Source organism: Duncaniella sp. B8, from assembly GCF_005304985.1.
Classification (GTDB): Bacteria; Bacteroidota; Bacteroidia; order Bacteroidales; family Muribaculaceae; genus Duncaniella; species Duncaniella muris.
Map to the genome: position 1 here is coordinate 739,460 of NZ_CP040121.1, position 20,191 is coordinate 759,650.

Consider the following 20,191-nt stretch of genomic DNA (forward strand, 5'->3'; position numbering starts at 1 on the left):
GTCTCCTGTTTTATAAACAGACTTACTGATCCCTGCCGGAATCTTGAATCTTTGAAAATTAAGTTTTGTCATATTTCTGATTTTACGCATTATAACTCCAAATAGGTGCAAGCACCATTATTTCGCAATTTGAGTCATTGCCCGTTTCGTCATCAGACATACCAATTGAGAAATGATCGTTGGCCACCTCAAACACACGAGCGTCAATCGTCCATGAACCATACCCACAAACAATGACCTTATATCCATTTGGAAAAAGTCCGCTTTCAAATGACACAACATATCGCCCGGCTTGCGACCGTTCAACTGTCATGTAACTACCCATATTTCGGTCATCCCATAACTTTCCATTTATAATCGCAGTTTTTGAAGATTCATTATAAGAAAGCCTCCCAAGCGCAAGCATTCTCGGGAAACGGCCTAAGTATCCGTTTGTTTCTCTAAAATTTTCCGGGCCGAATCTATTGGTCATAATCCATTCACACTCGTAGCTGTTTTCATTGTCGCTTTTCAAGAAATTCGTTATCTCTACAGTTTCTTGAGGAAGCACTACCACATCATAAGTATGATATTGGTGGCCGTAGGAACCATCTTTTGCACCTCGCCACGAGTATAGACCGAAAGTGTATATTCCACCACCTTTAGGCGACGAATTGTAAAAACGAATTACCTTCCCTATATCTTCATATACATCATCCCAAGGGAATGTCATATTTTTTACAACGCCCGCCTCTAATGGCTTCATGTGGATTATATTATTGCCATTGGTGAATCCGTTGTACCCGGCAGACAGATTAAGAACTCCGGTGAACTTACCATTGTGAGCCACGATACTTCCGTCTTCTTTAATCTGAATATTTCCATTTGCCGTAATAATACCCTCAAGTTTGATGTATTCAGCCTTGATTTTTACACCGTCCTGCCCAGCACCAACAAACGATTGGAGATTGCCTTCGCTGTCGATGGCATACAAACCCGACATTTGTGAGGTTGTCAAAATGCCAGATTCGGCAAGCACCTTGCCATCGGGGCCAAAGTTCTGCGCCGAAATTCTTATCAGTTTCTCGCTCTGCTCAAACAGTGTGCGGTATTTATATGTAAGTGCCTCTACCTTGTCGGTGGACAGCACGAGCATATACAAATATATCTCACCAGAGAAACTAAGTTTGAAGTCTCCGGTCCCATTCCAAAGTCCGTCACAAGAGAACTGCTGATAGCCGTCAGTGGGATTCAGATCCGTGGCATATTCGAATGAATTGAAATTCTCGAATCCGGTCTTGTCAACATTCTCGAATCCGACTTTCAGCACCCCACTCTTTTTTACTTTGTAGAAGAAGCTCAGATACACCGGCAACGGCTCTTTCTTGCCGTCGGAGTTGGTGCGGAACGTGGGTTTGCTGCGTAGGTCGACATTCTTCTGGAGTATGTATTTGTCAACGATTCTTACGACCGTGCGGTCTGAATCACGGGTGACACTCGCGCAGTTCCCTTTCTTTATCAGGACGTTGTTGTTGACCCAAAGCCATTTGTTGCCGACAAGGAAGAACACGGCCTCGTTGGATGTGTCCCACTTTTCCATCCCCAAAGAGAATGTCGGGTTGCTCAGATAGCCTTTGTCAGCCACGAAGTCCTGGCGCACTGCTTCGATGGAGCTTGTGATTCGACCCTCGACTATTTCAAACTTCGTCTTTATATCCTCACCTGTAACCAACAGGAATGTGCCTCGCAGATAGGCGTTATCGCTGTACACGCCGTTGCCGTGGGGCTGATTATCTGCAGGGAACCAGTCGTCGGTAATGCCGTCAAGGTTGCCGAACCGGGCGCGTAGACAGCTGGAGAAATTCTTGTCGCGCACACCATCGAGGACATCGATACGTGGCTGCCCTTCCTCGGTGGCCGATATGAGTATGAGGTTCTGACGCTTGGGATCGGAGGTATTGCCCATCAGCACACACTCGTCGCCAGGCATCGGTACCGCCCCGGCAAATTCTGTTGCCGGAATAACAACAGTGTTACCGCTTACGTTTGCGATTTCTACCCAGTAGCTCTTAAGGTTACCGCCGGTGAAAGTCTGGCAGCGCATGAGGTCATGGGCAACGAAAGTGTTATCCTGCTCGAAGGTGATTATATAGTGACCATTGACACTCTGCACCTCCTTGATCTTGCCGTTGGCCGCCGACACGCATATCTGGCCGCCCACGCTCCGGATCTTCTCGACGAGCAGTTCGAACACGGTCATGATCTGACGCACGGTCAGCCTGTCGACCGTCAGGTGCGACAGCCCGTTCTCAAGCCATATACGCCACCCCTCTCCAGCGAATCCGTCAACGAATTTCGGGGAGCTTAACAGGGCACGCACAAGGAGAGTAAGAAGTTCGGCATTGCCGGCACCGTCTATGGTTCCGCCCTGGGTGCCGGGAATAAAGTCGCCTGCATCCAGTCCTTCCTCGAAGATAATCTTCTTTTTGGCCCGGTCGGGGCTGTTCTTGCTTATGAATTCCCGTTGGCTGCGCCGGGCGGAAAAAAGGTTGTTGTCGGTGGGAACAGTCCTGTCCCAAGTGCGTATGATGTCCGGCATCGAGATGGAGCCGGCTATGTCGCGGATATATGTCCGGGTCTCCCCGATACTGTCAGACACCTTCTGCATGGTGCTCCGGCTGAGCGCGTCGCTGATCTCGATGTCCATGCGCGACGGAAGGTTGACCTTGCGCGTTATCCTGGTGATGCGGCTGTCGCGATAGCCGGTGCCGGGGAAGTACTTGTCACTCTCAAGGCGCACCCTCTGTCCGATGCTGAGCCTGACAGCGTTCTCCTCTATCCATACATGGTCGGTCGGGGCCTTGAAAACCGCGATGTCGAGGGTATGCTCCTTGTTGAAGGCATTGACAGCAGTCAGCAGTTCCTCTTCGGCAAGGGAGTAGTATTCGTCCGGCATATGGAGGTTCCACAATATGTATCTGTCGCCTGGCTTGGGTATGAGCTTGTCGCCGGGTAGCTGCATGTCGTTGTCATACGGCCATATTGTGATAATCTCGAACTCGCGGGTCTTGCTGTCGAAATTTACCTCGAAATAGAATGTACCGTTATCTTCATCACCCTGGCCGGCAAGTTCGCTCCCCTCCTGAAAGGACACACGGATGACCTTGCCGCCTATCATGTAGTCGGTGGGGTCGAATGGCAGACTGTTGTCGGTGAAGTAATAGACATCGTATGTATTGCCGTCCTGCCCTTTCCGGGTCTCGCTCCTGGCTCTGCTGACAGTGCCTATGCGCCTGGGGTAGATGTCGGCAAAGGCGGATTCCTCGTAATGGTCCACGATGCCGTATTCGTCGGAATAAGCCTCTACATACTTTTGTCCACCCGGAAGCTGCAGACGCGAAAAGCCATATTTCGATGGGTCAATATTCCTTGAGCTTCCTTTCGGGAACAGTCTTGTGTAGAATTTGACATTGTTCGCTGTGCCGGGATCTATCGACAGCAAGCCCTTGTCGTATCCGAGTGTTATGGGTTCTCCATGCTCGCAACGACAGATGTTGACGGTCTGCCCCTCGGCCCACCATTCGGCACCGACTTTCTCGGCTATCTCCTTGAGCGCCTCGTCGCAGTATTTACCGAAATAGTCAATGGTGATGTTCTCGGTGCCGTTCACCTGTCCTACCTTCCAGTCGGTGATATTGCCGCATGCGTCGTTCATACATTTCACTATCATGGCCACATGCTCCCGTGGGGGTGCGGTCAGCGTGAACACCGGGTCCTGCTCGTTGTCGACTGTCTTAAGCACGAGCCAGTTCTTTATCAGGCTCTCAATTCCATAGAGTTTGAGGTCGTATGTCCATTCGCGTGTGGATTTCTGCTTCGGGCGGTATCTCTCGGTGAGCCAATAGTGCTCCCCCTCGAAATCGGCGTAGTCGTACACATCAAGGGCTATGTGCTCGTACAGAGTGAAGGAGAGCGTCAGGACATTGTCGCCCTGAACTTCCTTCGACTGTACGGAACTGTCATTCGGGGATAGTTCCGCCTTGGGGATACCGTATCTATCGTATATCGTTATAAGCATGTTTGAATGGCGTTATAATATGGTTAGAATGACGGCTCCGGCTCCTTGAATTTGACTTTGAACCGGCCGGCCTGGACTCCCTCTTTCCACAGGTAGGTAAGGGACTTGAAATCGGTGTTGTCGACATAAAACAGGCGCATGGTTAGTCCGAGTGACGGAAAGCGCATAGTCAGCCATCCGTCTTTGCCCTGTTTTATAAATGTCAGGAACTTGCTGTAGCGGTCAATCCACTCTTCTATTGTGGGGGCGAATATTGCAAAGTGAAGCGTGATGTCGCGCTCCTGGTTCCGCACGTCGAGTTTCGGGGAATATTTTGTGCCGTTATGTTCACGTATGTCTACACCCACATGAGCCTTGACCTTGGATGCTTTCAGAATGGCATTGAGGTTCTCTCTGCCGCCTCTCTTTTCCTCGGTCAGAAACGCTCCGAACTCTTTCCATATATCGGCGCCGTTGATTATTACAAGTCCGTCAAGTTGGTACATGGCTATATCTTTATTCCGTCTCTTATAATCTGCTCTAACTTCTCGTTTATCTCCTTCGTTTCTTTGGCGGTGGCCGAGGTATTCTCTTCGATCTTGCGGAGATGTTCCGTGGCCACGTTCATCTTGTCGGAAACATTCTCCACATTCTCATCGATGGATGCTGAGTGCATCTGTATGCTCGTGCCGATACCCTCAAGCTTGGTTCCCTGATCCTGGGACATGGCGGTATATACCCCTGATTTCCCGGACTGGGAACTCCCGGCTGTGTCAAGGTCTATTCCGGCCGCATCGGCGATACCGTCGAGCCTGTCGTTGGCTGCGGACATGGCCTGTTCAAAGCGTTGCTTCCAGTTCTCAAGGTAAGCCTTGTCTGCCGTGCCGGCAATGAGGTGTTCCGACAATTCGTTGTAAAGCGGCTCAAGCACTTTTGCAAGATCCTTGTACATGAATCCGTTCAGGATGGCATTGGCGAGCGTGTCCTCGGTGAATTTTCCGAGCTCGGACATATCCCCTCGCATAGCCTTTAGTGCATCTCTGGCATTTGAGAGGAAACTGTCGAATGACACTCCCATAACCATTTCGCGCATGGAGTTGTAGCATTCCTCGATATTCTGCTTGAGTTCCTCGATGGTCTTGCCGCTTGCCACCCATGCCTCATAATAGGCCCGGGCTTCGCTGCTCAGTTTGTTCTGATTATACCAAAGCTCTATCTGCTGTGCCGAGTAGCCCCGCAAGTCCCATGTTGCAGAGCCTCCGTTCAGGGAATTACCCCACTCGTAATGCCCCTGGCTCCCCTGGAGCCTGTTCCACAAGTCATCCCAGACAGCAGTCTCGCTGCGTAGGTTCTTCGTGTACTCATCAAGTGCCGATGACTGCGCCTCCCACACGCTGACACTCGCCGGCTTTGCATAGCCTCGTTCTATGAGCCAGTTGAGAAGCTCGACATCTTTTATTATGTCACTTATCTGGCTTTGGTTGGCGGCATATTCTGCTGTCCGCTCCCTGATGGCGCGGTTGGTCTCGATTTCGGCAATGTACCATTCACGTTTCATCTCCTCCATTTTCTCTTTCCATGAACTGAAAAGGGAGAAAATGGATGACAGGCCGTTCAAAGTGTTGGTAATACCACCGACAATATCGCCGGCCCATATCTGCGCTATGCCGGTACCCATGTCCATCGCACCGTCGCAGAAGGTCATTATCTCGTTCATCGAGTTCTTGAAGTTGTCGCCAAACACAGAACCGAGGGCATCGCCCCAACCGCGTATGGTGCTTGTGACCTCCTTGCCTTTTGATTGCAGATTCTTCAGGGCGCCGGTCACATCGCCGCCCTCCTTGATAGCCTTGTTTAGTTCAGACCATGAGGTGCGGAAGGCTGCAAAAGGATTGTCCTTTTCAAGCTGTTTCTTTATCTCCTGCACCTGCTTGAGCATGCGCCGGTATTCATCTACGGTTATCTTGACCGCCTTCTTGACAAATTTTCCGTCGGCATCCTTGACGGGTATGGAGATTTCCACCCCGTCACCGTCAACCTTTGCGTTTTTAAGGGTATCCTGTGCCTGTGTATAGAAATCTTTCAGCACCTTGTAACCCCTGTCGGACACAGTGCCGAAAAGTTTGTCGTAAAAATCGGATGACTGAAGGATCTCCCCCTCAAGCGCCAGTATCGAGTTCCGATATGCCTGTGTCCGTGCGGATATGGCGGATTCTATCTCCGTAGTGTCCGCACCCTCACCGCGCAGTCGATTGAGTTCCGCGTTGAGCACTTCCATGTCGGCACCGTAAGCCGTATCTATATCCCGGCGCCGCTGATCGAAATCCTTGTACTGCTGCAGGAGTTCGTTCAGTTTTTCCCGGTTCTTGGCTACCTCGTCATTTTCTACCTGTCGGACCGCACTCTCCATGCCGGATTGCGCAAGTGCGTAGGATTGACGGAGAGCCTTGTCCTGTTCGGGGGTAAGGCTCCCGTTCTGAGCTTCTCTCCATCTGGCTTCCTGTGCCTGAATCTCCGCAATCTGCTTTTCGTAATCAAGTTTTATCTGACGACGGCGTTTATCCGCACTTTCCTCCATCTGGTCTATGGCCTCCTGTTCGTTCTTCCAACGGAGTTTGCGCAGTTCCTCAGCCACTCTGCGCTCTTGCTCGATGCGCGGATCTTGCTCCGGATTGTCGGATGTGTCAGGTTTATCCGACTTTTCTGGTTCTATATCTGTTCCCGGCATGTTTGACATAACAGAATCAAGTTGGCCGGAAAGACGGTTCATTTCATCCACATAGCCTCCTATTATGTTGGTGGCGTTATCACGTGCTGCCTGTTGACGGCCAAGAGCATCAAGGTTGCCCTGTTTTTTTCGCATTTCGTTAATTATGCGTGCTCCTTCGGCATCCAAATTCTCGCCAGACTGTCCTCCATACTGTGAGTGCCATGTGGTGATATGAGAGCCTGCCGCGGCTCTTTCCTCCGGGGTGAGTTCCTGAAGCACAGCGTGTCCGCCGATGCCGAATCCCTGGCCGGTTCCTGACACGGCCCCGGCTTTTACAGGTTTCCAGTTGTATGTCTTGTTTTTCTCTATCTCCGACACCATATCATCAGCAACCTGCTGTATTCTTGTTTCGTATGCCTTTAATTCAGCGCGTATGATGATGGCGTTGAGCATGTCCTTTGTATGATCCCGGAATATTCTCTCCATGTCATTGACATTATCTATTTCCTTTCCGAGCTTGCGCCATTCATCTTTGGTGTCGGTGATGAATTTTTTCTTTTTGTCAAGACTGTCACCGAGATTTTCCCAAGCTCTCTTCAGCTTGAGGAACGACGCTATCTGGGAACCGGCCGACTCGACGACAGCACGGGCAAAATCCTCTTCCTGTTGCTTCCGTTTCTCAGCCTGCGCCTGACGCTCCTCCTCCGCCTTCTGAGCTGCCTTTGAACCTTTTGCAAACGCATACAACGCACCAACCACTGTTAGGCATGCCATAGCCAATATAACGTATGGGTTTGCTTTGGCCACGGCATTGAAGGCTGCCTGTGCTATTGTGGCCGCTTTGGTTACGATGACTCCTCTGCCCTGCGTCGCAGTCTTAATATTTTCTGCGGTTGCCAGGGCCTTTGTCTGAATGATATTAACTCCCTGCATAAGCGCTGACTGCTTTTGCAGGGTATTCTGCATTGAGCTCAATGCATTGCTCGCCACAAGGGCGGCCTGTAGTTTTGTCTGCGCCTCGACAAGATCCTCCTGACTGACTCCGAAAATCTCTGCGCCGGCAGTGGCCAGTCCGAATCCGTCAATAACCAGTTGAAGGGCTCCGGCCATCTGGTCGAACCCTCGCGTATCCGATGCCGCGTTGTTGATGGCCGCCGTGGTGTCGGCCATCGCGTCGCGTAGGATACCGGCTTGCTCGGTCAGTTCCTCTATATGTCGCTGCAGAGCCTTGCCCTCGGCCGAGGCCCGTTCCTCGTCGCTCAACTGGGCGTATGACACCATAAGTGTCGCAATCTCCTGTGTAAGATTGCGCAACTGTTGGCGCAGAGAGGTGTCGGCTCCTTCTGCCGCCCCCTTGAGTTCATTCTGTTTCTGAATCAGTCCGTCAAGGGCACCTTTCTCATCCTCCAGTTCCTTACGTGCCGCCTCAAGACGGGACTTGGCAGTCTGCCATTCCTGGCCCGGAGCGGCCTTCTTGAATGCTTTCTCAAGGCTTGCAACTTCTTTTTCCAGTCGTTTTATGTGCTTCTTCTGCTCCTCAAGGGATGCCGTGACCTCACGTAGCTCAATCTTGGCATCTTCCGAGAACTGCCTGACGACACGCCGGGCATTGGACAGCCCCGGCGTAAGTCCGTCTCGCATCAGAATTTCTATTTCGACCGGTTTCATTTGGTGAGTTCGCTTTTATAAAATCCGACTATTTCATTGGCCTCATCCTCCGCGCTGCGCTCAGTGTCTTCGGCTTCCTGGGATTTGCCGCCAGTATCGATATACCTGGGGGCATCGCTCAGCATCATTATGAGGGTCTGGTAGTTTACGTTATTAAGTATGTAGTCTATAGTCCAGCCTGTGGCACTCGCCACCTGCCATAAGAATCCGAAGGGGCTATGGGAATTCTCAAAGCGAGTCTTTAACTCCCCGTCGCGTTTTGGCTCAGACGCACCGTCAGCGGATTTGTACGCTCGGCGGATCTGATAATAGGTATAAAAGGGTCGGTACCCATCAGCGACACGAACTTGCGCACGGCCGCTATCTGGTATTCATATCTTACGAAGTGCCGGACAAACCATGTGAGCGGTTTTACGAAGGACGGGCGTCCGAGAGTCAGGGCTATCATTCGGCAGATCTTGTCACCGTGGTCGGCAAGGAAGCGCATCTGCTCATCCTTGCTGAAAGCTTCCATCTGCGCGCTCGTGACGTTCATTGACAGATATGTCCGGGCGATTTCTATCTGCCCGGACATACAGGGGCGCCGCATAGTTACCCTCAGTATTATAGGGCGTTTCCTGAATGGCAGCCGGAACTCCTTCAGGGGGAGGGAGACACCCACATTGAGGAGTGCCTCCGCTGCCTCCTGTTGGACTTGGCGGATTGTCTTTTCATCCATGCTTTATCCGGCCGAGGGTGATTCGCCCTTGGTCGGGGCGGCAGACTGGGATGCGACATTGGTGCCCATAGAGTCGGTGTCCTGTATGCGGTAAGGTGGCACGCCATCTTCCTCCGGCTTGTTGATCTTGAGTTGACACTCTATCTTAGACACCTCGGTAAGCGTGAGCTTGCCACCGGGGTTGGCGAGGATGGTGGCGTTGGGAATGGTCATGGTCTGCCCGGACACGAACTCAATTTCCCATTCGCCGGAAAGTTCTACAAGGGATGACGGGGCATTCCATCCCGTGATCTTCTTGTCCTGGCCGGTACCGGATTCTATCAGCGAACCGCCGAGTGATCTCTGTAGGTTCTCATAGTCAAGCTGAATGAGATTGAAGGTCGGGGAGATCTTGCCATTTGACTGGAGCAGGGTAAGGACAGGGGCGTCAGGAACTTGCTCGGCTTCCACATCGACTGATTCAGGCTTGGAGCCGCCCCAATCCCAGGAGCCTTTCTCGATGTAGCCGACCTTTTCAGCGGTTGTGCCGCCCTTCTTCTTGAATCGGACTTCGGCTATGCCGTAAATGAATTTCTTACTCATTTTTGTGTGATTTTAAAATTGAGAAAATAGATTAGTGCAATTGTGAGGATAAAGCCACAGGTAACCCCGCTCATATATATGCTAAAGGGGGATTTCCGGGACGCACGTTCCTCGATGACCGACTCGTGGTAATTTTCCAGTGCGTCACGTGCATTATGATAGAGCGCCTCGTAATATTCTACCTGGCGTTGCAGACTGTCGCATGTGCCGGTGATATAGATTATGCCGTCATGATGGGTGGCCTCTACATGCGCCCGGTCTTTGTTTTCACGGTAGGCCGCTCCCTCCGGCAGCTTAAGGAGGCTGTCCACGGATATCGCCATGTGCACCTGACTCTCGGGAACCATCTGTGTCGTTATCACTCTGGTCACTGCCGCAGTCGTGTCGCTCTTCGCGGAAGTCGAAGATATCTGCTCCTGCTGAGTCTGCGTCTTTTGGGTTGTCGCGCAGCTTGAAAAGCACAGGGCAATAGTCAGCATGACGACAACCGGAAGCAGCCTCGACAGCCTTGCGTAATCGAGCCATTTCTCTCTTGGTAGAGGCCATCTCCTTTTTGGTGGCCTGCAGATCTGTTCGTGTGGCATTTAGTTCATCTTTTAATGGTTTGACGATGTTCTCCACCAGAATCCGGGTCGCGTTCTCGGTGTTGGTGATGCGCACAGTTTCGGCGTCTGCCTTTGCTTTCTCCGCATCAGCCTTTGCCTTCTCCGCATCGGCGTTGGCCTTGCGCACGGTTGCTTTCATGGTGGCCACTGCCACCATGAGCCCCACAAGGCCGGTGCCGAGAAGTATGTTGAGGATTTCGCTGGTGGACATCGTTGTGATTGGTTTACTGGGTTGTTACTGGTTTATACCGATTGACTTGAGCCATTTTTGAACGTCGAAGCTCGGACAGGCTTTGGCGGCGACCTCGTTGTGACCTATGATACGCACATCAGGGAAGCGGCGGTGAAAATCTTTCACATACGCCTCCATAGCCTTGCGCTGTGCCGGAGTCCGGGTGTCTTTGGGATTCATCGACCTGTCACAGCCGCCGGCATAGACGACATGACGGCTGACGGAGTTGTAGCCTTTGGCCCCATTGGTGATTTCCCACGGATCGACATTGGCGTCCTCGTTGTTATCTACAAGCCGCTCGACGGTGCCGTCAAGGTGAATGATGTCGGTATAGCCGACCTGCTTCCACCCCCTGCCGCCAGCCGACACCGGGCTAAGGTGCATCCGCCTGATGTCGGCGGCTGTCACCTCGCGCCCTTCGGGTGTCGCTGTGCAGTGCAGTACAAGATACTTCAACCGGGCCATAGCTTATTCCGTGGGAGCCTCCTTTTTGGTGAACTTGGGAGTGGCGCGGAAGTCGGCGACGATGAACTCTTCCCCGAAGGCGATGTTGGTATCAGCCTTCATGAGAATCTTGCAGAAGTAGAGTTCCGAAGCCGGTGCGTATTTGTCGATCTGGATGACGCTTTCGTCATTCTGAAGGTTGACAGCGGCGAAGAAGTTGCCATCGGCATCCGGCGAGCAAAGAGTGGCGACGATGACACCCTCGGGCCACGCAGCCACGGTTTCGATGGTGATGCCCTTGTAGCGCTTGCGGTTGACCTCTGTTTCGCTGGCGTTCTTGGCCTCGCGTTCGGTCAGCTCGTCGTCATACTTGTCGAAATCCTCGACGCTCATGATGATACGCAACGAGGGGTTGGAGCGCATGGCTTTGGGGATTCCTGCACGGACCGCTTTGAGCTTCTTCAGCATGGTGTCAGCCTTCGATACGTCGACCCACTTGTAGTCGGCGGCTTTGGCAGCCTGGGTGAGGATACCGTTCATGAGCTTGGTGTCATCCTCGCCATCGACGTATTCGCCATTGACGTAGTGGTCGCCGAGCTCGAACTGCACCTGCTTGGACAGTGCGTCGAGAAGCGCGTTCTGCGCCTCCGGGGGAAGTTGGGCGAACACAAGGTTTCCCTTGGGCTGCCACTTACGCCAGATCTGCTCGAAAGCGCGGGGGTTGAACAGGGTGAAGGCCATGAAGTCGTGTGGCTCGAGGGTCTGCTCCGACCAGTTGAAGTCACCCTTGCTGTCCTCGATGACGGGGTTCTCCTTGCGTTTCTGGAGCATACGTCCTGTCTTAAGACGGGGGATGCTGATCTTTTTCTCCACGCCGGGGATAACATGGATGAGACCCTTTTCCACAAGCTCGTTGCTCGTGGTGGCGACGGTGAGGATTCTCTCAAGTACCTCGCCGTTGTAATTGGTGTTGTCTACTCTGATTGCCATATCTGTATGGGGTTGGTATTGTTACTTATTGAGTTTTGCGCGGATTTCGTCCATGCGGAGTTCCCACGGGCCTTTCTTTGGAAGATCGTCGCCGGCGGGGGCTGTCTGGAGTGTGCCGCTGAGTTTCGGGGCCGGAGAGATGGCGTCGAGGGTGGCGTTGAGGGTTTCGATACCCACAGACTTGCCGAGGTCGAGGAAATGCTGCTTCTTCTCCGCCGGGATCTTTTTGGCGGCGATGGCCGCGTCTACGGCGGCCGTGACCTGTGATAGTTTGAGCTGCTCGTTTTCCCTACGGATGTTCTCCACATCGTCGTTGGCGGTTTTGAGTTCCGCGAGTTTCGCGTTGACGGCCGCCTCGTCTGCCGTTTCCGGCAAGCCCAGTGTCAGGGCGAGTGTCTTGATGTCCATTTGCGGTTGGTTGTTGGTTGGTTTATGATTCAGCCTCGGAAGGGGGCAGTCACCACCCTCGCTCAGCGTTATTAACTGTCCGTCCTTGTGGAGCCGGATTGCATCGTTGTTGGCTCCGATGTCGACAAGCGACACTTCGATAAGGCGCGCCTTTGTCACTGTCGCATAGCGCTGCCCCGACACGATAAGCTCCGCGGCGTCGCTTGTCTCGATGACCTCGAAGCCGATGCTCACCATGCGGAGCGAGCCGAAGTCCCACTGCTTCTTGCACTGGGTGGAAAGTTCGGTAGCCTCGTCGAATGCGAGCTCGCCGGTGATCTCGCCATTTTCTTTCTTTATGTCCTTTATAAGTCCGATAGCCTTGCCGCGGTTGTGCATATAAAGGAGTATAGGATTGCGCTCATACTGGGTGATGTCCACGCCATCGGTCAGGACGCGGTACCCGTAGCTGTTGAGCGTGTCGTTTGTCAGTCTTACTCTGTTGCCCATGTCTGTGCGATAATGATTTTTTCGGTGCAAAAGTGAGAGATAAACCGCTTGTTTCCAAAAAAGTGTGCAATGGTTGCACACTTGTATGCAATGGTTGCACACTTTTTTTGAAGGCACACCTCATATTCGCACTTTTGCAGTGCAAAAGCGCCAAAATCATTATCGACATGACAAAAGCTGAACTTGAAAATAAAAGAAACCTGGCACGCACCCTGTATCTTTCAGGGAAGGAGCAGACCGAAATCGCCGAGATGATAGGCGTGTCACGAGTCACTATATCCAAATGGTGTACCGCTGAAGGGTGGAAAGCCACCCGCGCTGCCAAGACCATCACTCGCCCGGAACTCATAAAGAAATTACTCCTGGCGACAAACACATTGCTCGACAAAGTCAACGAATCCGGCGACCTCGCCCTTATAGACAGCCTCGGCGACAAGCTCTCGAAGCTGACCGCCGCCATCGACAAGCTCGACAAGTCACAGGCCAATGTCGTGGCCGCCATAGAGGTGTTCACTGCTTTCTCCAAATATCTTGAATTCCGCGCTAAGACAGACCCGGAGGTAACCATCGAGTTCATCAAGAAGGTCAACAAGCTGCAGGACGGATTCCTCATCGAATCATTCAACAAGGGAGCACTCGTTTACCATGGCGACTAAACTTACAAAGGAACAGAAGGAGGCATTCGCGCAGTGGAAGGAACACTGCCGCGAAGTCCAGGCCATGACGGCGGCGTCCCTGTCTATCGTAAAGGAGTCGCCTGTCGAGAAGGAGCGTCGCATCAAACGGCTGCTCTCCAATTATGACGAATTCTGCGAGTATTATTTCGCACACTACCTCACCCTGCGCGACAAGACCACCGGGGAGGTTATCCGAGTGATACACAATGCGCCGTTCCACACCAAAGCGGCGCTCACGATAAAGAACACGCCAAATCTGAAGGCGGTGTTCAAATGGCCGCGCGGCCACGCCAAATCCACCCACATCGGAGTGTTCATTCCCCTTTGGCTGATTTTCCAGCCGAAGAGGCTTATCAATTTTATGGTCACTGTCGGCAAGTCTGAGGACAGCGCCAACCGTCTGCTCGGCGACCTTCAGGCGGAACTGGAATACAACCAGAAGCTCATCGCTGATTTTGGTGAACAGAAAAACCTCGGCTTATGGCTGCAGGGGGAGTTCAAGACCAAAGGCGGGGCAAAATTCCTCGCCGTGGGCCGCGGACAGTCGCCGCGCGGCCTCCGCGACCGTGAGGCCCGTCCGGACTATATTGTGATCGACGACCTTGACGATGACGAGCTCTGCCGCAATGAAAAACGTGTCAAGGAACTCACTGACTGGGTCAAGGAGGCTCTGTTCGGTGCGCTCGATGTTGGCCGCGGCCGCTTCATAATGGTCGGCAACCTTATTTCTAAAAAATCGGTGCTTGCCAATATCGCCGCTTCAAAGGGAGTGCATGTGTCCGAGATAAAGGCCGTCGACCGTGACGGCAACCCGGTGTGGGTTGAGAAGTGGACTAAGGAGGAGGCGCAGGCTGTCAAGGATTTCATGGGATACCGTGCTTGGGAAAAGGAGATGATGCACAATCCCATCAATGACGGCTCCATATTCCGGCATGAGTGGATACGCTTCAAGCGTATGCCGAAACTCGAAAAGTACGAGATGCTCGTGTGTTATACCGACCCGTCGTTCAAATCGACAACGGCAAACGACTACAAGGCTTGCCGACTGTGGGGCAAGATCGGGACAGAACTGCACCTCATTGACTGCTACGTCCGCCAGGACACAGTGTCCGGAATGGTACGCTGGCTCTATGACCTCTATGAGCGCACACGTGACCGTGTGGCAATATCCTTCTTCATGGAGGCCAATTTCATGCAGGACATCATCCTCGACGAGTTCGCCGCCGAGGGAAATATCCGCGGGTACCAGTTGCCCATACTGCCGGACACCAGAAAGAAGCCGGAAAAGGTGCAGCGCATCGAAGCGGTGTCGCCGCTGTGGGAGCGTGGTTTCGTATTTTACAACGAGGCTCTGAAAGAGTCCCCTGACATGGAGGTCGGCATCGAGCAGACCCTGGCTCTTGAGCGAGGCTCCCGCGTGCATGATGACGCACCGGATGCCGACGAGGGTGCTATCTGGTATCTGCAGCGCAGCACTCGTCAGGAAGTTTTCAAACCGGTGGCGATTCCCCGTCGCTCGCCTAAAAATATGTGGTAATATGTTTATAGATACCGAAGATTACAAAGTGGTGATTGGTGATGCGGCCTTGAAAGTCGTGTCGCAGTCATCACCTGAAAATATAGCCAATGCCGAGGCAGAGGCCATTGAGGAAATATCAGGCTATCTCCGCCCGGTATATGACACCGCGGCCATTTTCGCCGCAACAGGCAACGACCGCAACCGGCTTATAGTGATGTACACCGCCGACATTGTGCTTTATCACCTCACAGCTTCGCAGCCGCAGAAGATGGGTAGCGAAATCCGCAAGGAGCGATATGAGCGCGCTATAAAATGGCTCGAGGGCGTACAGGCAGGCAAAATCGTCCCCGACCTTCCTCTTGCCGGATCTGATGACGACTGCCCCGGCTTCGGCACCTCCTATTATTCATTTCCCAAACTTAGACACGACTGGTGATTATGGGCCGCAGACAGAACAGACCGAAACTCAGCCGGGCGCAGAAGGATGCCAAAAGCAGGATACAAAAGCAGACCTCCGTTATCCTGGAGCTGCACCGCTATGCGGAGTTTTTCTCAAAGAATGACATCGAGGACTGGCGCCGGGCGTGGCAGAGCGCGATTGATCCGCGCCACCCGTCCCGACAGAAGCTGTACGACATCTACCGCGACGCCATGACCGACTCGCATCTTTCGGGCTGCATACAGCAGCGCGTGGGGTTCGTTATGTCACGCTCGTTCAAACTCGTCAATGAGAACGGCGACCAGGACGATGCCGCAGGGCACCTGTTCGACCAGTCCTGGTTCAAGGACTTGTGCCGGCTCTGTCTGGAGTCGATATGGTACGGCCACTCGCTCATCGAACTTGGCGATGTCATTACCGACGGCGACGGCCACCCGGCTTTCTCCGGCGTGTCGCTCATACCCCGCAAGCACGTGATTCCTGAAAAGGGCCGAGTGGTGCAGCGCGTGGGCATGAACTGGGAAACCGGCATCGAGTTCCGGGAGCGTCCCTGGCGCGACTGGCTTATCGAGGCCGGGCGCCCGGATGACCTCGGATTGCTGCTGAAGGCCGCACTCCATACCATCCCCAAAAAGCACGCGATGACGTTTTGGGATTGTTTCGCGGAAATATTCGGCATGCCGTGGCGAATAGCCCGCACATCGACCCGCGACCCGAATGAGTTCAAGCGTCTGCAGGACATGATCTACAACGGCGGAGCCAATCAGGGCATGGTTGCCGGCATGGAAACGGAGATTCAGTTCGTGGAATCCGGCAAGGGGGACGCCTTCAACGTCTACGACAAGCGAATCGACCGCGCCAACTCTGAATTGTCAAAACTGGTGATAGGCCAGACCATGACCATCGAGGACGGCTCGTCGCTCTCACAGTCGCAGACCCACCTCGAGGTGTTCATGAATCTTGTGGAGTCTGACCGCGACTTCCTGCGCGACATCATAAACAATCAGCTTATCCCCATCATGGTCTTGCACGGCTTCCCTGTAAAGGGGCTGCGCTTCGAGTGGGATGACGCGGTTGACTATACGCCGGAGCAGCAGGTGGCATACGAAACGATGATTGCCGACCGCTACGAGGTCGACCCGTCGTATTTCGCCGACAAATACAATATGCCGGTCGGTGAACGACGCAATCCTATGGCTCTGTCCTCGGCTGAAAATGACAAAGAAGATGATAACGACAAAGAGGAGAAAAAACATTTTTTCGACTGAGCCCCTCTGACTACGAGGGGCTGCACAGACGCTATGCCTCCTTGCTCGATGGAGTGGTCATAGAGAACCTTGCCGCTCCCGGCGATGATTTGCGCAAGCGTCTGTCCTCGCTGTTCTCCGGCATGATGAAGTCGCTTTTCAAAGAGCAAGGAGCGCAGTTCCGCGTCGAACTTGTGGCCGACCCGGCTGTGCAGGAGTTTGTCAATGCTCATGCCTCAGCTCTCGACTCGGCCTTTCATAAGGTGGAGATGTCTGATGCAATGCGCCGACGCCTTACCCGGTCGAATTACATTTTCTCCGGCATGAAGGCTTTTCATGAGCTGCACGAGGCATTCCCGTCGCTGCTCGATGAGAACGGCAATAGAAAGCCATTCGAACGGTTTTTGAATGATGTTCAAAGCATCGACAAAACATATAATTCCAATTACCTCCGAGCTGAATATAACTTCGTGGCCGCATCTGCGGAGATGGCCGGCCGGTGGGAGCAGTTCATGCGCGACGGCGAACGATACAATCTCCAATACCGTACACAGCGCGATGACAAGGTGCGGCCGGAGCATGCCGCACTCGACCGTGTAACTCTGCCGCCTTCTGATTCATTCTGGGAGGAGTTCTACCCGCCGAACGGTTGGAACTGCCGCTGCACTGTCGTTCAGGTGCGCAAATCAAAGTATCCTGAAACTCCCCATGACGAGGCGATGCGCCTTGGAGATGAGGCCCTGCAGCGCGACACAAAAGGTATCTTTCGGTTCAACGCTGGCAAGGAGGGCAAATCCGTCCCGGACTACAATCCATATACCATCCGCCGTTGCTCGACCTGCCCTATCGCGAAAGGCGGCAAAGGCCGCAAACTGGCGTTTGTGCTGGATAACGAGGTGTGCCAGGCATGTGCCCTCGTTCACCAATGTGAACAGCTACGGGGCGAAGTGATAAAGCTCGGCAAAGGCACAATCGAGATAAGTCACCTTGTCGATCGTGCTGACGGGGATTATGATCGGCTGCTGTCTGTCGCACGGCATTTTGCCGCCGATGGCGCAAGGGTTGTTCTGACTCCCAAAATGACTCGCCCTGCAAGGTTTGAATACGACTGTGTGTACGGTTCGCTACGCGGAACCCGTTATGACGGCAAGTGTCCCGACCTAAAAATAGACGATTACTGGTACGAGCATGAGGGCTTTGTGACCGACAATCCCAAACGCGCTTTCTCTAATATGGTAAACCACGGACTAAAACAATCTGACCGAATTATCATTGACAAACCAGACCTTACTGACGCGTACATGAAGCGCGTAATAAATCAACGGTTAAAGGATGGTCACCATATCTCAGAAGTATGGTTAAACGAAAATGGCCACCTAAGGCTGCTATATAAAAAGTCAGAGGAATGATCGCTCATTCCTCCTTCTGCAACGAATCGGTGGTCATTAGCCACGGAATCGTTAGTGCAAAGATATAAACAATTCCTCAAACACAAAAGTTTATGGGTAAAATAATCTCATTTCTCAAAAAATCCAACCGCTACAAGCATCTTATAGGCGGTTTTATCGTAGGGTTGCTCGCCTGTGGCCCCTACCCTGCCACATACTCGGCCATCATAGCCGGTTCTTGTCTTGAGCTTAAAGACAAGCTGCACGGATGTCCGTGGGACTGGATAGACTGGCTTTCAACCGTAGCCGGAGGAGCGATGGCTGCTGTTTTATGGCTTTTGCTCTGAAACATTCCTATCGGAACACGGATTATGCGTAACTTTGCACTTTGTAAGGCGGTGTCCCTCAATAGGCCGTGTGGTCTATCGCGGCAACAACAACGCGAATGCGAATGGCGGCGTGTCGTACGCGAATGCGAATAACGATGCTTCGAATGCGAACACGAATGTCGGGTCGCGCCTGGACAACCATTAATCGGCGTACATCACCGGGGACGTGTCCCCATCGAGGTGCCGAGAGGGGCAAGCCTCGGCAACAGCGCATAATCCCAGTGCGGAAAGCCGGAACATCAAGTGCTCGGGTAGGGTTTGGTAGGCCGTATGGCTCGAAGATCCCGGACCCGGTGACCGGAAGGCTCAAGGAGCCTGACAAATTATTATCAACACATCCTACCATGCGAAGAGAAGGACATATCATCGAGGAGATTGTCGCCTACCCAAATATGGCGCAGTCATTCGACCAGGTTCTGCGGGGTACGACGCGCAAGCGTTCCCGGCAGGGCCGATACCTTCTCGCGCACCGGGAGGAAGTTATCGCGGAACTGTCGGCCAAAATTGCAGATGGTAGCTATACCATCGAAAACGGCTATCGGGAGCGTACCATCATCGAGGGCGGCAAGGAGCGGCACATTCAAGTACTGACGATGAAAGACCGCATCGCCGTCCATGCCGTCATGTCGGTGGTCGACGAACACCTCAAACGGCGGTTCATACGCACCACCTCGGCAAGCATCAAAGGGCGCGGAATGCACGATCTGAAGACGTATATTGAGAACGACCTCAGGGCGCACCCGAATGACACCCGTTATTGCTACAAGTTTGACATCTCCAAGTTCTACGAGAGTGTGGACCAGCAGACCATCATGGACTGTGTCCGGCACATTTTCAAGGACGCCAAACTGATCGCGATACTGGAGAGGTTCGTACATATGATGCCCAAAGGTGTCAGTATCGGTCTGCGAAGCTCGCAGGGGCTGTGCAACCTTCTGCTGTCCGTGGCTCTCGATCACCCGCTCAAGGACAGGCTGCGCACACGGTTCTACTACCGTTACTGCGACGACGGGGCGGTTCTGGCCGGCAGCAAGGAGGAGCTTTGGCGAATACGCGATATCATACATGAATGTGTTGAAAGTATCGGTCTGAAGATTAAAGCCAACGAGAGGGTGTTCCCGGTTACTGAAGGCATCGACTTCCTGGGTTATGTCATCTACCCCACCCATGCGCTCATCCGCAAGCGCATAAAGCAGAAGTTCGCCCGAAAGATGGGCGATGTCAGGAGCCGGAAACGAAGAAGCGTGCTTACAGCCTCGTTCTACGGGATGGCCAAGCACGCACAGTGTAATAACCTCTTTAATAAATTAACAGGCACAGAAATGAGATCATTCAAAGACCTTAATGTCGCTTACAAGCCCGATGACGGCAAAAAGCGATTCCCCGGTGCAGTGGTAAGCATACGGGAACTGGTGAACCTTCCCATCGTAATCCGCGACTTCGAGATGGGCGTAAAGACCTCGCAGGGGGATGACCGTTGCGTGGTGGCCATCGAGCAAAACGGTGAGCAGAAAAAGTTTTTCACCAACAGTGAGGAGATGAAAAACATCCTCCTACAAGTGAAAGAAATGCCCGACGGCTTCCCCTTTGAAACCACCATAAAGGCTGAAACCTTCGGCAAGGGTAAAACAAAATACGTCTTTACTTAAA

17 protein-coding genes and 1 pseudogene are annotated in these 20,191 nt (G+C 52.9%); 7 read left to right on the plus strand and 11 right to left on the minus strand.

Annotated features, from left to right (window positions below; translation table 11 throughout):
- Positions 1–82 precede the first annotated feature (82 nt).
- The 11 genes and pseudogenes from FDZ78_RS03405 to FDZ78_RS03455 all read right to left on the minus strand — a co-directional run bounded on the left by FDZ78_RS03405 (position 83) and on the right by FDZ78_RS03455 (position 12,882).
- Positions 83–4,057, minus strand: a complete 3,975-nt coding sequence (locus tag FDZ78_RS03405; RefSeq protein ID WP_136409094.1) for a hypothetical protein — start codon at positions 4,055–4,057, stop codon at positions 83–85.
- Between the two features lie 23 nt (positions 4,058–4,080).
- The gene (locus tag FDZ78_RS03410) at positions 4,081–4,542 is read right to left on the minus strand and encodes a hypothetical protein (protein ID WP_136409095.1); all 462 of its coding nucleotides are present in this window, start codon (positions 4,540–4,542) and stop codon (positions 4,081–4,083) included.
- 2 nt (positions 4,543–4,544) lie between these two features.
- Complete coding sequence (locus tag FDZ78_RS03415) at positions 4,545–8,414, minus strand: hypothetical protein (protein WP_136409096.1); 3,870 nt, start codon at positions 8,412–8,414, stop codon at positions 4,545–4,547.
- Complete coding sequence (locus tag FDZ78_RS03420; protein WP_136409097.1) at positions 8,411–8,608, minus strand: hypothetical protein; 198 nt, start codon at positions 8,606–8,608, stop codon at positions 8,411–8,413. Before FDZ78_RS03420 ends, FDZ78_RS03415 begins: the two co-directional genes overlap by 4 nt.
- A gap of 47 nt (positions 8,609–8,655) precedes the next feature.
- Positions 8,656–9,132, minus strand: coding sequence for a hypothetical protein (locus FDZ78_RS03425; RefSeq protein WP_136409098.1), 477 nt, complete (start codon positions 9,130–9,132; stop codon positions 8,656–8,658).
- Between the two features lie 3 nt (positions 9,133–9,135).
- Positions 9,136–9,714 carry a hypothetical protein gene (locus FDZ78_RS03430; protein ID WP_136409099.1) on the minus strand — a complete coding sequence of 193 codons (579 nt, stop codon included), beginning with the start codon at positions 9,712–9,714 and terminating at the stop codon, positions 9,136–9,138.
- Entirely contained in the window at positions 9,711–10,037 is a 327-nt protein-coding gene (locus FDZ78_RS03435; protein WP_137426177.1) for a hypothetical protein, read from the minus strand. The genes FDZ78_RS03430 and FDZ78_RS03435 overlap by 4 nt, the downstream gene beginning before the upstream one ends.
- On the minus strand, positions 10,009–10,530 hold the full coding sequence (locus tag FDZ78_RS03440; protein ID WP_137426178.1) for a hypothetical protein: 522 nt from the start codon (positions 10,528–10,530) through the stop codon (positions 10,009–10,011). Before FDZ78_RS03440 ends, FDZ78_RS03435 begins: the two co-directional genes overlap by 29 nt.
- Positions 10,531–10,554: 24 nt before the next feature.
- Complete coding sequence (locus FDZ78_RS03445) at positions 10,555–11,016, minus strand: N-acetylmuramoyl-L-alanine amidase (protein ID WP_136409102.1); 462 nt, start codon at positions 11,014–11,016, stop codon at positions 10,555–10,557.
- A 30-nt stretch (positions 11,017–11,046) separates the two neighbouring features.
- Positions 11,047–11,985 (minus strand): annotated as a pseudogene (locus FDZ78_RS03450) (hypothetical protein); the annotation flags it as partial.
- Between the two features lie 21 nt (positions 11,986–12,006).
- On the minus strand, positions 12,007–12,882 hold the full coding sequence (locus tag FDZ78_RS03455; protein ID WP_136409104.1) for an HK97 family phage prohead protease: 876 nt from the start codon (positions 12,880–12,882) through the stop codon (positions 12,007–12,009).
- A 167-nt stretch (positions 12,883–13,049) separates the two neighbouring features.
- On the opposite strand from FDZ78_RS03455, the gene FDZ78_RS03460 reads away from it, so the two are divergent.
- The 7 genes from FDZ78_RS03460 (at position 13,050) to FDZ78_RS03490 (ending at position 20,190) form a co-directional block, all read left to right on the plus strand.
- On the plus strand, positions 13,050–13,538 hold the full coding sequence (locus FDZ78_RS03460) for a DUF1804 family protein (RefSeq protein WP_136409105.1): 489 nt from the start codon (positions 13,050–13,052) through the stop codon (positions 13,536–13,538).
- Positions 13,528–15,096: a hypothetical protein gene (locus FDZ78_RS03465; protein ID WP_136409106.1), complete on the plus strand. Its 1,569-nt coding sequence runs from the start codon at positions 13,528–13,530 to the stop codon at positions 15,094–15,096. Before FDZ78_RS03460 ends, FDZ78_RS03465 begins: the two co-directional genes overlap by 11 nt.
- A 1-nt stretch (position 15,097) precedes the next feature.
- Positions 15,098–15,514 (plus strand): phage protein Gp36 family protein, encoded by a 417-nt coding sequence (locus FDZ78_RS03470; protein ID WP_136409107.1) that lies wholly within the window; start codon positions 15,098–15,100, stop codon positions 15,512–15,514.
- Between the two features lie 2 nt (positions 15,515–15,516).
- Positions 15,517–16,785, plus strand: coding sequence for a DUF935 family protein (locus tag FDZ78_RS03475; RefSeq protein ID WP_136409108.1), 1,269 nt, complete (start codon positions 15,517–15,519; stop codon positions 16,783–16,785).
- Positions 16,786–16,907: 122 nt separating this feature from the next.
- Positions 16,908–18,173, plus strand: coding sequence for a phage minor head protein (locus FDZ78_RS03480; RefSeq protein ID WP_136409211.1), 1,266 nt, complete (start codon positions 16,908–16,910; stop codon positions 18,171–18,173).
- A 92-nt stretch (positions 18,174–18,265) separates the two neighbouring features.
- Positions 18,266–18,499, plus strand: coding sequence for a hypothetical protein (locus tag FDZ78_RS03485; protein WP_136409109.1), 234 nt, complete (start codon positions 18,266–18,268; stop codon positions 18,497–18,499).
- Between the two features lie 386 nt (positions 18,500–18,885).
- Positions 18,886–20,190: a reverse transcriptase domain-containing protein gene (locus FDZ78_RS03490; RefSeq protein WP_136409110.1), complete on the plus strand. Its 1,305-nt coding sequence runs from the start codon at positions 18,886–18,888 to the stop codon at positions 20,188–20,190.
- Position 20,191: the final 1 nt, after the last annotated feature.

Excerpts from the sequence above, each read along its gene's own strand:
- FDZ78_RS03410 (WP_136409095.1), bottom strand. The coding sequence starts at position 4,542 with ATGTACCAACTTGACGGACTTGTAATAATCAACGGCGCCGATATATGG.
- FDZ78_RS03445 (WP_136409102.1), bottom strand. The coding sequence starts at position 11,016 with ATGGCCCGGTTGAAGTATCTTGTACTGCACTGCACAGCGACACCCGAA.
- FDZ78_RS03480 (WP_136409211.1), top strand. The coding sequence starts at position 16,908 with ATGATGAAGTCGCTTTTCAAAGAGCAAGGAGCGCAGTTCCGCGTCGAA.
- FDZ78_RS03405 (WP_136409094.1), bottom strand. The coding sequence starts at position 4,057 with ATGCTTATAACGATATACGATAGATACGGTATCCCCAAGGCGGAACTA.
- FDZ78_RS03425 (WP_136409098.1), bottom strand. The coding sequence starts at position 9,132 with ATGGATGAAAAGACAATCCGCCAAGTCCAACAGGAGGCAGCGGAGGCA.
- FDZ78_RS03470 (WP_136409107.1), top strand. The coding sequence starts at position 15,098 with ATGTTTATAGATACCGAAGATTACAAAGTGGTGATTGGTGATGCGGCC.
- FDZ78_RS03475 (WP_136409108.1), top strand. The coding sequence starts at position 15,517 with ATGGGCCGCAGACAGAACAGACCGAAACTCAGCCGGGCGCAGAAGGAT.
- FDZ78_RS03490 (WP_136409110.1), top strand. The coding sequence starts at position 18,886 with ATGCGAAGAGAAGGACATATCATCGAGGAGATTGTCGCCTACCCAAAT.
- FDZ78_RS03430 (WP_136409099.1), bottom strand. The coding sequence starts at position 9,714 with ATGAGTAAGAAATTCATTTACGGCATAGCCGAAGTCCGATTCAAGAAG.
- FDZ78_RS03465 (WP_136409106.1), top strand. The coding sequence starts at position 13,528 with ATGGCGACTAAACTTACAAAGGAACAGAAGGAGGCATTCGCGCAGTGG.
- FDZ78_RS03455 (WP_136409104.1), bottom strand. The coding sequence starts at position 12,882 with ATGGGCAACAGAGTAAGACTGACAAACGACACGCTCAACAGCTACGGG.
- FDZ78_RS03440 (WP_137426178.1), bottom strand. The coding sequence starts at position 10,530 with ATGTCCACCAGCGAAATCCTCAACATACTTCTCGGCACCGGCCTTGTG.
- FDZ78_RS03485 (WP_136409109.1), top strand. The coding sequence starts at position 18,266 with ATGGGTAAAATAATCTCATTTCTCAAAAAATCCAACCGCTACAAGCAT.
- FDZ78_RS03460 (WP_136409105.1), top strand. The coding sequence starts at position 13,050 with ATGACAAAAGCTGAACTTGAAAATAAAAGAAACCTGGCACGCACCCTG.
- FDZ78_RS03435 (WP_137426177.1), bottom strand. The coding sequence starts at position 10,037 with ATGGCGATATCCGTGGACAGCCTCCTTAAGCTGCCGGAGGGAGCGGCC.
- FDZ78_RS03415 (WP_136409096.1), bottom strand. The coding sequence starts at position 8,414 with ATGAAACCGGTCGAAATAGAAATTCTGATGCGAGACGGACTTACGCCG.